The sequence below is a fragment of the Microbacterium sp. Leaf203 genome (assembly GCF_001421275.1).
GTDB classification, from domain to species: Bacteria; Actinomycetota; Actinomycetes; order Actinomycetales; family Microbacteriaceae; genus Microbacterium; species Microbacterium testaceum_A.
In genome coordinates this window covers 529,356-541,157 of sequence record NZ_LMKF01000031.1, presented here as the reverse complement: position 1 = coordinate 541,157, position 11,802 = coordinate 529,356, and the positions used below count along the sequence as shown (strand labels likewise).

At 69.2% G+C, this 11,802-nt stretch carries 12 protein-coding genes; 3 read left to right on the top strand and 9 right to left on the bottom strand.

Features of this window, described 5'->3' with window-relative positions; translation table 11 throughout:
* Nucleotides 1-59 precede the first annotated feature (59 nt).
* The 3 genes from ASE56_RS15370 (at nucleotide 60) to ASE56_RS15360 (ending at nucleotide 2,718) form a co-directional block, all read left to right on the top strand.
* Nucleotides 60-350 carry a hypothetical protein gene (locus tag ASE56_RS15370; protein WP_056231679.1) on the top strand — a complete coding sequence of 97 codons (291 nt, stop codon included), beginning with the start codon at nucleotides 60-62 and terminating at the stop codon, nucleotides 348-350.
* A gap of 132 nt (nucleotides 351-482) precedes the next feature.
* Nucleotides 483-2,111 (top strand): DUF349 domain-containing protein, encoded by a 1,629-nt coding sequence (locus ASE56_RS15365; RefSeq protein ID WP_082450739.1) that lies wholly within the window; start codon nucleotides 483-485, stop codon nucleotides 2,109-2,111.
* Between the two features lie 64 nt (nucleotides 2,112-2,175).
* Complete coding sequence (locus ASE56_RS15360) at nucleotides 2,176-2,718, top strand: hypothetical protein (RefSeq protein ID WP_056231675.1); 543 nt, start codon at nucleotides 2,176-2,178, stop codon at nucleotides 2,716-2,718.
* Nucleotides 2,719-2,731: 13 nt separating this feature from the next.
* Here the strand turns inward: ASE56_RS15360 and ASE56_RS15355 are convergent, their stop codons facing one another.
* The 9 genes from ASE56_RS15355 to ASE56_RS15315 all read right to left on the bottom strand — a co-directional run bounded on the left by ASE56_RS15355 (nucleotide 2,732) and on the right by ASE56_RS15315 (nucleotide 11,779).
* A complete protein-coding gene (locus ASE56_RS15355) occupies nucleotides 2,732-4,981 on the bottom strand; it encodes a bifunctional (p)ppGpp synthetase/guanosine-3',5'-bis(diphosphate) 3'-pyrophosphohydrolase (RefSeq protein ID WP_056231672.1) in 2,250 nt (749 codons plus the stop codon).
* 89 nt (nucleotides 4,982-5,070) lie between these two features.
* Entirely contained in the window at nucleotides 5,071-6,057 is a 987-nt protein-coding gene (secF, locus tag ASE56_RS15350; protein WP_056231669.1) for a protein translocase subunit SecF, read from the bottom strand.
* On the bottom strand, nucleotides 6,057-7,766 hold the full coding sequence (gene secD, locus ASE56_RS15345; protein WP_056231666.1) for a protein translocase subunit SecD: 1,710 nt from the start codon (nucleotides 7,764-7,766) through the stop codon (nucleotides 6,057-6,059). The genes secF and secD overlap by 1 nt, the downstream gene beginning before the upstream one ends.
* Nucleotides 7,767-7,814: 48 nt before the next feature.
* The gene (yajC, locus tag ASE56_RS15340) at nucleotides 7,815-8,258 is read right to left on the bottom strand and encodes a preprotein translocase subunit YajC (RefSeq protein ID WP_056231662.1); all 444 of its coding nucleotides are present in this window, start codon (nucleotides 8,256-8,258) and stop codon (nucleotides 7,815-7,817) included.
* Between the two features lie 80 nt (nucleotides 8,259-8,338).
* Nucleotides 8,339-9,385 carry a Holliday junction branch migration DNA helicase RuvB gene (gene ruvB, locus ASE56_RS15335; RefSeq protein ID WP_056231660.1) on the bottom strand — a complete coding sequence of 349 codons (1,047 nt, stop codon included), beginning with the start codon at nucleotides 9,383-9,385 and terminating at the stop codon, nucleotides 8,339-8,341.
* Nucleotides 9,378-9,998, bottom strand: coding sequence for a Holliday junction branch migration protein RuvA (ruvA, locus tag ASE56_RS15330; RefSeq protein WP_056231658.1), 621 nt, complete (start codon nucleotides 9,996-9,998; stop codon nucleotides 9,378-9,380). The genes ruvB and ruvA overlap by 8 nt, the downstream gene beginning before the upstream one ends.
* A 9-nt stretch (nucleotides 9,999-10,007) precedes the next feature.
* The gene (gene ruvC / locus ASE56_RS15325; RefSeq protein WP_056231655.1) at nucleotides 10,008-10,610 is read right to left on the bottom strand and encodes a crossover junction endodeoxyribonuclease RuvC; all 603 of its coding nucleotides are present in this window, start codon (nucleotides 10,608-10,610) and stop codon (nucleotides 10,008-10,010) included.
* Nucleotides 10,611-10,658: 48 nt separating this feature from the next.
* Nucleotides 10,659-11,417: a YebC/PmpR family DNA-binding transcriptional regulator gene (locus tag ASE56_RS15320; protein WP_056231653.1), complete on the bottom strand. Its 759-nt coding sequence runs from the start codon at nucleotides 11,415-11,417 to the stop codon at nucleotides 10,659-10,661.
* A 116-nt stretch (nucleotides 11,418-11,533) separates the two neighbouring features.
* On the bottom strand, nucleotides 11,534-11,779 hold the full coding sequence (locus ASE56_RS15315) for a WXG100 family type VII secretion target (RefSeq protein WP_235557026.1): 246 nt from the start codon (nucleotides 11,777-11,779) through the stop codon (nucleotides 11,534-11,536).
* Nucleotides 11,780-11,802: the final 23 nt, after the last annotated feature.

Sequence of the window (11,802 nt, the reverse complement as noted above, 5' to 3'; positions counted from 1 at the left end):
GAGACACCCCGACCGCTGTTTGTAGGATCGAGGGGCCCGGACGGGCGGAGGAGGTCGATGTGGCGGCGCGTGGGATAGACCGGCGGACCCGAGAGCAGCGCGAGCGTGCGCGCGCCTACCAGGCTCGACTCGAGCTCCACGACCGTCAGGGACGCCGCCGCACCCGTGACAACCTCGTCGGCCTGATCGTCGGGCTCCTCGTGATCGCCGGGGCGATTGCCCTGCAGACGGCGTACTTCGTGACCGGCCCCGGGGCGCCGACCCCCGAACCGTCGTCGACGGTCAGCCCCGAGACCCCCCTCCCGACCGAGATCCCGGCCCCTCTGCCCTCGGATTCGACCGCGCCCTGAGTGATCCTCCCGCGCCGCCGGATCGGCGGCGTGGCGGGGCGGGAACGACGATCCTGTGTCGGAGCGGTCGCGCGTACTAGGCTCGGAGGGTCCTTCTCCCCCAGGCGGTTCTGCCGCGATGAGGTGCTACCCGTGACTTCCGCTCCCACTCCCGAGACCTCCGACCCGCGCGACGACGCGAGCACCGCCGAGGTCGACCCCACCGCCACGACCCCGGTCGAGGCGGAAACCGACGCTCCCGACGCCGTTCCGGCCGAGGACCCCTCCGCTCCCGACGCCGACGCCTCGTCCGACGACCCGTCGCTCGACGAGCAGTCGACGGATGCCGCTGACCCCGCGTCCCGCGCCGAGCCCACCGTTGAAGAGCCCGCTGCCGAAGCGCCCGCTGCCGAGGCGCCGGCCGAAGGCGAAGAGGCCGCGGCGTCCGAGGGCGACGCCGCTCCCGCCGAGCAGCCCGTGGCCGCGCAGCCCGCCGCCCCGCGTCCCGGCGTGCGACTGCCCGGACCCCCTCCCGGCAAGACCGCGTCCACCTCGGCCACCCAGCCCTGGGGCCGCGTCGACGACGAGGGAACCGTCTCGGTCCGCGAGGGCGACGACTGGCGCGTCGTGGGTCAGTACCCCGACGGCACGCCGGCCGAGGCGCTGGCCTATTTCCAGCGCAAGTTCTCGGACCTCGCCGGCGAGGTCACGCTGATCGAGACGCGCCACCGTCGCGGAGGCGCCTCGGCGTCGGATCTGCGTTCGACGGCGAAGACCCTTCGCGGCAAGCTCGAGGGTGCGGCCGCCGTGGGCGACCTCGCCGCCCTCATCGCCCGCGTCGACGCCCTCACCGCAGAGCTCGCCGAAGCGAGTGAAACCGAGTCCGTCGCCGCCAAGCAGGCCACCGAAGAGGCCGTGCGCGAGCGTACCGCGATCGTCGAGGAGGCCGAGGCCCTCGCCGCCCGCGACCCGCAGACGGTCCAGTGGAAGCAGATGACCGCCGACATGACGGCGCTGTTCGACCGGTGGCAGGCCCACCAGCAGAACGGTCCTCGCCTGTCGAAGTCGACCGCGCAGCAGCTGTGGCGCCGCTTCCGCGACGCGCGCGCCACGGTCGATCGTCATCGCCGCGAGTTCTTCTCGTCGCTCGACGAGACCCACAAGTCGGCTCGCGAGGCCAAGACGCGTCTCGTCGAGCGCGCCGAGGCCCTCGCCCCGCGTGGCGAAGACGGGATCGGGGCCTACCGCGACCTCCTCGACGCGTGGAAGGCCTCGGGCCGCGCCGGCCGCAAGGTCGACGACGCGCTGTGGGCTCGGTTCAAGGCCGCCGGCGACGCGCTCTACGGAGCCCGCATCGAGCGCGAGTCCGCCGACGCCGAGGCCTCGAAGGAGAAGATCGAGCAGAAGCGCGCCCTCCTCGAGCAGGCCGCGCCGATCGTCGACGAGAAGAACCTCGCGACGGCCCGTCAGAAGCTGACCACCATTCAGCGTCAGTGGGACGAGATCGGACGCATCTTCCCGCGCGACAAGGAGCGCGTCCTCGACGACGAGCTCCGCAAGATCGAGCAGAGCGTGCGCACCCGCGAAGACGCCGACTGGAAGCGCAACGACCCCGAGCAGAAGGCCCGCGCCAACGACATGACGCGTCAGCTCACCGACGCGATCGACAAGCTCGAGGCCGAGCTGGCCGAGGCCGAGTCGCGCGGCGACAAGCGTGCCGCAGCGCAGGCGTCGGAGGCTCTCGAAGCGCGCCGCACCTGGCTGCGCGCCCTCGGCGGCTGATCGGGTTCTCCACAGTTCGACGGTTCGACCGTCACGGGCGACACCGCTCCGTCACACTGACGGGATGGTGTCGCCCTTTCTGTTCTTCCCCGGGGAGCGTCTCGCGTTGACCGAGCTCAGCGCGGCGTGCCTCGACGGCCTGCTGGTGCCGCTCGGCGAGGGTTTCATGCCGGCCGACGCGGTCGAGACGGTCTGGATGCGGGCACGGAGCCTGTCTCCTCTGCTCGGCGAACGGTGGGCCGGGGTGCGGCTGACGGCGGCGTGGGTGCACGGCGGCACGGCGACCGAGCCGAGACGGCATCACCTCCAGCGGGTGGGGCCGACGCGGACGCGCGCGCGTGACGCGACGCGGGCGGTGTTCCACGACGTGAGACTCCCGGTCGCCGACACGACCCTCGTGGCGGGTGTTCACCTCAGCACACCGGGGCGAACGCTCGCCGACCTCGCGCGTTCCGACGACGAGGGTGAGGGTGCCGCGGCGATCGAGTGGGCGGCATCCGATGTCGAATCGCGACACGAGGCCCAGGCATGGCTGGCCCGGCACCCGACGTTCCCGTACGGGAGGAGGGGCGCAGCGCTCCTGGCCGACGTCGCGGCGCAGAGGTGATCCGTCCCCCGTGCTACGACGAGGTGACGCGGTACACGTCGTAGACCGCGTCGATGCGCCGCACGGCGTTGAGCACACGGTCGAGGTGCACGGTGTCGCCCATCTCGAACACGAACTTGCTGAGCGCGAGGCGATCGTTCGTGGTCGACACGGTCGCCGAGAGGATGTTCACGTGGTGCTCGCTCAGCACGCGCGTGACGTCGCTCAACAGCCCCGAGCGGTCGAGGGCCTCGACCTGGATCTGCACCAGGAAGACGCTCTTCGTCGTCGGCGCCCACTCGACGTCGATCAGACGATCGGGCTCCTCCTTCAGCGACTTCACGTTCGTGCAGTCGCCGCGGTGGACCGACACCCCGCTGCCGCGCGTGACGAAACCGACGATCTCGTCGCCCGGAACGGGGGTGCAGCACTTGGCGAGCTTGACGAGGATGTCGGGGGCTCCACGCACGAGGACGCCGGAGTCGCCGCCACGCGGAGCACGGCTGCGGCCGACGGGGATGTCGATGGGGCCGGTGCTGGTCTCTTCGACGTTGACGAGAGCGGTGACCTTCTCGATCACCGATTGCGTGGAGACGTGCCCCTCGCCGACCGCGGCGTAGAGCGCGGAGACGTCCTCGTAGTGGAAGAGTCGGGCGACCTCGGTGAACGAATCCTGGTTCATGAGGCGCTGCAGGGGCAGGTTCTGCCGACGCATGGCGCGGGCGATCGAGTCCTTGCCCTGCTCGATGGCCTCTTCGCGGCGTTCCTTCGTGAACCACCCGCGGATCTTGTTGCGCGCGCGGGTGCTCTTGACGAAACCGAGCCAGTCCTGGCTGGGGCCGGCATCGGGGTTCTTCGAGGTGAACACCTCGACGACGTCGCCGCTCTGCAGGGTCGACTCGAGCGGCACCAGACGGCCGTTGACCTTGGCGCCCATCGTGCGGTGACCGATCTCGGTGTGCACGGCGTACGCGAAGTCGACCGGGGTTGCGCCGGTGGGAAGGCCCACCACGCGTCCCTTCGGGGTGAAGACGTAGACCTCTTTCGCGCCGATCTCGAAGCGGAGCGAGTCGAGGAACTCCCCCGGGTCGGCGGTCTCGGCCTGCCAGTCGGAGATGTGAGCGATCCACGCCATGTCGGCGTCGACGGCCTTGGCGTCGGCCTTACCGCCCGCCATCCGCTCCTTGTACTTCCAGTGCGCGGCGACGCCGAACTCCGCCTGCTGGTGCATCTCGTGCGTGCGGATCTGGATCTCGACCGTGCGCCCGCCGGGGCCGATCACCGTGGTGTGCAGCGACTGGTACAGGTTGAACTTGGGCGTGGCGATGTAGTCCTTGAAACGCCCCGGCAGCGGTGTCCACCGCGCGTGGATCGCACCGAGCACGGCGTAGCAATCGCGCACGGTGCCGACCAGGATTCGGATGCCGATGAGGTCGTAGATGTCGTCGAACTCGCGACCGCGGACCACCATCTTCTGGTACACGGAGTACAGCTGCTTGGGTCGGCCCATCACCCGGCCGCGAACGCGGAGTTCGCGTAGGTCCGCGTCGACGGCGTCGATGACGTTCTGCACGTACTGCTCGCGCTGGGGCGTGCGCTGCTTGACCAGGCTGTCGATCTCGGCGTAGAGCTTGGGGTGCATCACCGCGAACGACAAGTCCTCGAGTTCGCTCTTGATCGCCTGGATGCCGAGGCGATGCGCGAGCGGAGCGTAGATCTCGAGGGTTTCCGTGGCCTTCTTCGCGGCCTTGTGCGGCGGCACGAATCCCCAGGTGCGCGCGTTGTGCAGTCGGTCGGCGAGCTTGATGAGCAGCACACGGATGTCTTTCGACATCGCCACGATCATCTTGCGGACCGTCTCGGCCTGCGCGCTGTCGCCGTACTTGACCTTGTCGAGCTTGGTGACGCCGTCGACGAGCATCGCGACCTCGTCGCCGAAGTCGGCGGCGAGCTCGTCGAGCGGATAGCCCGTGTCTTCGACGGTGTCGTGCAGCAGCGCGGCGGCGATCGCCTTGGGGCCGAGGCCGAGCTCGGCCAGGATCTGCGCGACCGCCAGGGGGTGCGTGATGTACGGCTCGCCGCTCTGCCGCTTCTGCCCGTCGTGCGCCTTGTCGGCCACGGCGTAGGCGCGCTCGATGATCGCGAGGTCGCCCTTAGGGTGATGCGTGCGGACCGTGCGGAGCAGCTTGTCGACGTCGTCACGACGGGCCGCGCGCGAGAAGATTCGCGGAACCAGCCGTCGCAGAGAGGACGGCGGCGGCGCGGAGGAAGCGGTCTCGGTCATCACTACCCCTTCCTCACGGCCAGTAGATCGATTCTATGCCTCGCGGCGGGGGTCCCAGGTGCGGGCCCGAGGGGCGGGAGCCCCGGCCGTCAGGCCGGGACGCCCGCCTTCTCACGGGCCGACACGACGCGGGCGTCGCGCAGAGCGATCGGCTTCTCCTTCTCGCGCAGCAGCGCGTACATCGGCACGGCGACGAACAGCGTCGAGTACGCGGCGACGATCGTGCCGACGAAGATCGACAGCGAGATATCGCTGAGCGTGCGCGCACCGAGCGGCACACCGATGAAGAGGATCGCACCCACCGGCAGGATGGCGACCACCGTGGTGTTGATCGAGCGGATCAGCGTCTGGTTGGCGGCGAGGTTCACAGACTCCGAGAACGTGCGTCCGGAGATCTCGCCGTCCTCTCTGGTGTTCTCCCTCACCTTGTCGAAGACGACCGTCGTGTCGTACAGCGCGTAGGACAGGATCGTGAGGAAGCCGATGACGGCAGCCGGCGAGATCTCGAATCCGAAGACGGCGTAGACGCCGATCGTGATGACGAGGACGTCGACGAGGCCGATGATCGCGGCGACCGACATCTTCCAGGTGCGGAAGTACAGCGCGAGGATGAGGAACGTCAACGCGAGGAAGATCGACAGACCCCAGAGCGACTGGCGCGTGACGTCGTTGCCCCAGGTCGGTCCGATGAACGAGTTGGTGATCTCGGATGCCGGCACCTTGTAGGCGGTCGCGAGGGCTGCGGAGACAGCCTGCGTCTGGTCGTTGTCCAACTGGTCGGTCTGCACGCGGACCGACTGGTCGCTGATCGTGGTGACGCGGGTCGTCGCGTCCGGAACCACCGACGTCACGGCCTGCGTCGCAAGGCCCTGATCGAACGTCGACGGGTTCGAGACCGTGAACTGCGAGCCGCCCGTGAACTCGATCGAGAACTGCACGGGGCGGATGAACGGCACGAGGGCCGCACCGATGACCAGAACCGCGGCGATGATGAACCAGAGGCGACGACGCTGCACGAACGGGAAGGACGTCTTCCCCGAGTAGAGGTCGTTACCGAGCTGCGACATGGAGCGCATCAGTCGTCTCCCTCCTTCGTGGGGCGGCTATCGCCGCGGCTGGCGGCGGTCAGCTCGGCCTGCTTGCGTTCGGCGATCGTCTGTCGACGCTGCGCCTCGCCGCGCGACTTCTTCACCCGGCCCGCCTCGATCACGGGGGCGCGGAACTGCGCGCGTCCGCGGTAGACGGCGCCGAGCGCGTTCGGGTCCATGCCCGACAGGGGGTGACCCGAGCCGAAGAAACGCGTGCGAGCGAGCAGCTGCATCACCGGGTGGGTGAACAGGATGAAGATGAGGATGTCGATGGCCGTCGTGAGACCCAGGGTGAACGCGAAGCCCTTCACCGTCGCATCCGCGAGGATGTACAGCACCACCGCCGCGAGGATGTTGATCGACTTCGAGATGTAGATCGTGCGCTTGGCGCGCGACCATCCGTCTTCGACGGCTGCCGTGATCGACTTGCCGTCACGCAGTTCGTCTCGTATTCGCTCGAAGTAGACGATGAAGGAGTCCGCCGTGAAGCCGATGGTGACGATCAGGCCGGCGACACCCGCGAGCGAGAGTCGGAAGCCGGCACGCCACGCGAGGATGCACAGGGCGAGATAGGTCAGGACGGCCATCACGCCGAGCGAAGCGATGATCACCGTGCCGAGCGCTCGATAGACGATCAGCGAGTAGATCGCCACCAGCCCGAGGCCGATGAGACCGGCGATGAAACCGACCTGCAGCTGCTGCGAGCCGAGCGTCGCCGACACGGTGTCGGAGCTGACCACCTGGAAGCTGAGCGGCAGGGCGCCGTACTTCAGCTGGTCGGCGAGGGCCTTGGACGACTCCTGCGTGAACGATCCCGTGATGCTGGGGCGACCGTCGACGATGATGCCGTTCATCGACGGCGCCGACAGGACAGAGCCGTCGAGCACGAACGCGAACTGGTTCAGCGGCGGCTGCGCACCGTAGAGGCGCTGGCTGATCTCGGCGAACTTCTGCGTGCCCTGGTCGTTGAAGACCAGGTTGACCGCCCACTGCCCGGTGTTCTGCTCCTGGCCGTTCGTGGCGTTCGAGATGTCGGTGCCGTCGAGCTCGACGGGGCCGAGGATGTACTTCTGCCCGTCGTTCGTCCCGCACGTGATCATCGGCTGGTCGGCCGGGGCCTGCGCCGGGTTGCTCGGCGGGTTCGCGCAGTCGTACGCGAGGAACTGCGCCTGCAGGGCCGGGGTGATGTAGGCCGGGTCGCTCGCGTTGGTCGGCGACGCGGTGGGCGTCGACGGCAGGTTCGGGTCGGGCGTCGGGTAGGGCGTGGTCACGCCGTCCTGACCCACGAACGTGGTCGCCGGCGAACCGGTGAACAGCACCGGGCGCAGCTGCAGCTGAGCCGAGGACTGAATGCGCTGTCGCGTGGCATCGTCTGCCTGGCCGGGGATCTGCACGACGATGTTGCGGCCACCCTCGGTGGCCACGTCGGCTTCACCCACGCCCGACGCGTCGACGCGCTGGCGGATGATCGTGACGGCCTGCGCCAGCTGTTCGCTGTCGGGCGCGGCGCCGTCGGTGGTCTGGGCTTGCAGGATGATCTGCGTGCCGCCCTGGAGGTCGAGCGCGAGCTCGGGGGTCCAGGAGCTGGCATTGAACACGTACACACCCAGCGCGTTGATGCCGAAGAGCACGCCGGTAATGGCGAGCAATCCGGTCAAAACGCGCCAGGCGTGACGGACGGGAGTCGAGGGCGCCACGGAGTCGGCTTTCTGTGCGGCGGTGAACGAAAAGGCGGGAGGGGGCGATCAGACCGCGGGGCGGTCCTTGTCGTCACGCTCGGCATCGGCGGCGTGCTGGCGGGCGGCACGCTGGTCGTCGCTGATCGAGGTGATGTCACCGTCGGCGACGCCGGCGATGTACTCGGCCTCGGTCTCTTCGGCTTCGATGTACTCGTCTTCGGTCACGGTGCCGGCAGCCGAGTCGACGATACGGAGGATGGCCTGGCTGTGCACCTTGATGACGACGCCGGGAGCGATCTCGACGTGCGCGGGCTTGTCGAGGTCTTCACCGTCGTACTCGACGATCGTGCCGTAGAGGCCGCCCTGCAGCAGCACCTCGGCACCGGGGACCGTCTCGCGGGCCTTCTGCTCGAGCTCGGCCTTCTGCTTCTTCATGCGACGGCGGGAGCTCAGGAACATGAAGACGAGCAGGCCCGCGAACAGAATGAGCAGGAGGAAACTGGAGTCCATGGAGGCGGTGCACCTTTCAGATCAGGCGCGCCGTGCGGCACTGCCTAGCGTGGGTCGGGGAATCCCTCGCCGAGTATAGGTCATGACCCCTGGCTGAATCGGAGCATGCCGTCCGGGTGCGGCGCTCCGAGGTGGTCGTAGGCCTCGGGAGTCGCCACGCGTCCGCGGGGTGTGCGGCCCATGAATCCGATGCGCACGAGGTACGGCTCGACGACCGATTCGATGGTCTCGGGCTCTTCTCCCACGGCCACGGCGAGGGTGCTGAGCCCCACCGGTCCCCCGCGGAATCGGCGGACGAGGGCGTCGAGGACGGCTCTGTCGAGGCGGTCGAGCCCGATGGCATCCACGTCGTAGAGATCGAGCGCGGCGCCGACCGTCCGCACGTCGGCGTGACCTTCGTCGGTGCCGGTCGACGGACCGTTCACGACGAGATAGTCCCGGACACGCCGGAGCAGACGGTTGGCGATACGGGGCGTTCCCCGCGAGCGGCGGGCGATCTCGGAGCGCGCCGTGCCCGGGAGGCCGACATCGAGCATGGATGCCGAGCGTGAGACCACCCGCTCGAGCTCTTCGGGCTCGTAGTACTCGAGGTGGGCGGTGAAACCGAAGCGGTCGCGCAGAGGGTTCGGCAGCAGGCCCGCGCGTGTCGTGGCTCCCACCAGGGTGAAGGGGGCCAGGTCGAGGGGGATGCTGGTCGCTCCCGCGCCCTTGCCGACCATGATGTCGATGCGGAAGTCCTCCATCGCGAGATACAGCATCTCTTCGGCCGAGCGTGCCATGCGGTGGATCTCGTCGATGAAGAGCACCTCCCCCGGCGTGAGCGACGACAGCAGGGCCGCGAGATCGCCCGCGTGCTGGATCGCCGGCCCGCTCGACAAGCGCAGCGGCCGCCCGCTCTCGTGCGCGACAATCATCGCGAGGGTGGTCTTGCCGAGCCCGGGAGGGCCGGAGAGCAGGATGTGGTCGGGAGAGCGCTGCTGGATGCGCGCGGCGTCGAGCAGGAGCTGCAGCTGGCCGCGGACCTTCTGCTGACCGACGAACTCGGCGAGGGAGGTGGGGCGCAGGGCCCCTTCGATCGCGAGTTCGACCTCGTCGTCGGGGGTCCCGGCGTCTCGGACGTCAGCCACTCACGCTCTCCTTGCGGGCCGGGCCCAGCAGGGCGAGCGTGAGTCGGAGCAACGACTGGACCGAGGCGCGGTCGGCCTCGGAGGCGGATTCGGCGACGGATGCCACGGCCTCGGCCGCCGTCCGTTCCGTCCAGCCCAGGCCCACGAGGGCCTGCGTGACCTGCAGGGGCACCTGGCCGCGCGCCGAGGCGGTGGCGGGAGCCGCGGAGGGCGCCACCTGGAGCTTGCCGGCGAGCTGCACCACGATGAGCTTGGCCGTCTTGGGGCCGATGCCCGAGACGCGTCGGAACGGGGCGTCGTCGTCGTCGGCCACGGCCTGGGCGATCTGCGGCACCGTGAGCGACGACAGCACCCCGAGCGCGGACTTCGGGCCGACGCCCGTCACGCTGATCAGCTGGGTGAAGACGGTCAGCTCTTCGCGAGCCTCGAAGCCGTAGAGCGACAGGGCGTCCTCGCGCACGATGAGGTTCGTGTGCAGGTGGACGTCGTCGCCGACGTGCACCGTCCGCGCGAGCTGAGCGGTGACAGCGACGGAGAAGCCGACACCTCCGACCACGATGACCAGCGAGTCGTCGGCGACGTGAGCCGCCGTGCCGTGCAGCGAGGAGATCATCCGACCAGCCTACGCGCCCGTTCGTACATGTGTTCGAGCGACACGCTTCGGCGGGGTCCGCTTCTTCTCGGCATCCCTCCAGGCCTTCTGAGCGGGGGTCGGCGCGTCATCGGCCGAGGCGGCGGCTGCTCCCCCGCGCCAGGCGTGGCAGAGGGCGATCGCGAGAGCGTCGGCGGCGTCCGCCGGTTGGGGAAGCGCGTCGAGGCGCAGCACGCGGGCGACCATCGTCTGCACCTGCAGCTTGTCGGCGGAGCCGTACCCGGTGATCGCGGCCTTGACCTCGCTGGGGGTGTGCGTCGCGGCCGTCAATCCGTGCTCGGCCGCCAGCAGCAGCGCGATGCCGCTGGCCTGGGCCGTGCCCATCACCGAGTGGAGGTTGTTCTGCGCGAAGACGCGCTCGACGGCGACCACATGCGGCTGATGGGTGACCAGCACGTCGCGGATGCCAGCGGCGATCGCCGCGAGACGCTTCTCGATCGGATCGGTGGGCGCGGAACGGGCGACGCCCACGTGGACGAGCGAGGCCGTGCGGTTCGGCGAGACGTCGACGACGCCGAGGCCGCATCGGGTCAGGCCGGGGTCGATGCCGAGGACGCGGAGGGAACGAGACACGGCCCCCACGCTAAGCGCAGGGGCCGTGTCGACATCGAGGGCGCGCCCTTACTCGTCGTTCTCGAGCTCGGCCTGCACCTCGGCGCTCATGTCGAAGTTGGTGTAGACGTTCTGCACGTCGTCGCTGTCTTCGAGGGCGTCGATGAGGCGGAACACCTTGCGAGCGGTGTCGGCGTCGACCTCGACCTTGAGCGAGGGCACGAACTCGACGTCGGCCGAGTCGTACTCGATGCCGGCATCCTGCAGGGCGGAGCGCACCGACACCAGGTCGGAGGCCTCGGTGATGACGCCGAAGCCGTCGCCGTGCGGCTCGACCTCTTCGGCGCCCGCCTCGAGGACGGCGAGCATGACGTCGTCTTCGGTGGTGCCCTCGGAGGGGACGACGATGACGCCCTTGCGGCTGAAGTTGTAGGCGACGCTGCCCGGGTCGGCGAGGGTGCCGCCGTTACGGCTGAGAGCGGTGCGCACCTCGGCCGCGGCGCGGTTCTTGTTGTCGGTCAGACACTCGATGAGGAAGGCGACGCCGTTGGGGCCGTATCCCTCGTACATGATCGACGAGTACTCGACGGCTTCGCCGCCGATACCGGCACCGCGCTTGATCGCGCGATCGATGTTGTCTTTGGGGACCGAGGTCTTCTTCGCCTTGAGGACGGCGTCGAAGAGGGTGGGGTTGCCCTGGAGGTCGGCTCCACCGAGCTTCGCCGCGACCTCGATGTTCTTGATGAGCTTGGCCCACGACTTGGCGCGACGGGAGTCGATGACCGCCTTCTTGTGCTTGGTCGTGGCCCATTTGGAGTGTCCGGACATGCGTCAACATTATCCTGGCTTGCGAGAGGCCGTCGGCCCGGGGAGTTCTGCCGCATGTAGGGCCGTCCGCGCGCATGTTTCTCTGCCGGGCCGCGCTGAGAGGAAGGCCAGGCGGCTCAGGCCCAGAGCGCCGTGACGTCTCCCTCGGTCTGCGAGAGGCGGTCTCCGGCAGACCGCGCGGCGTCGGTGGCCTCCTCGAGAGCCGCTCGCAACCGGCTCATGGGACCCGCCCACTGCCGGTGAGCGTCGTCGTACGCGGCTTGCGCAGCGCCGGACCATTGCCCACGCAACGCCCTGACTTCCTCGTCCAGGGCATCCAAAGTCTCTTGAAGCCCGGCCGCTGCGAGACGAAGACTTGTCATCGTCTCCGCGTGCGGGGTGGCGT

Bases quoted from the DNA above. Each gene is read 5' to 3' on its own strand.
- ASE56_RS15360 (WP_056231675.1), top strand. From the start codon at position 2,176: ATGGTGTCGCCCTTTCTGTTCTTCCCCGGGGAGCGTCTCGCGTTGACC.
- ASE56_RS15355 (WP_056231672.1), bottom strand. From the start codon at position 4,981: ATGACCGAGACCGCTTCCTCCGCGCCGCCGCCGTCCTCTCTGCGACGG.
- secF (WP_056231669.1), bottom strand. From the start codon at position 6,057: ATGCGCTCCATGTCGCAGCTCGGTAACGACCTCTACTCGGGGAAGACG.
- yajC (WP_056231662.1), bottom strand. From the start codon at position 8,258: ATGGACTCCAGTTTCCTCCTGCTCATTCTGTTCGCGGGCCTGCTCGTC.
- ruvA (WP_056231658.1), bottom strand. From the start codon at position 9,998: ATGATCTCCTCGCTGCACGGCACGGCGGCTCACGTCGCCGACGACTCG.
- ASE56_RS15320 (WP_056231653.1), bottom strand. From the start codon at position 11,417: ATGTCCGGACACTCCAAATGGGCCACGACCAAGCACAAGAAGGCGGTC.
- ASE56_RS15315 (WP_235557026.1), bottom strand. From the start codon at position 11,779: ATGACAAGTCTTCGTCTCGCAGCGGCCGGGCTTCAAGAGACTTTGGAT.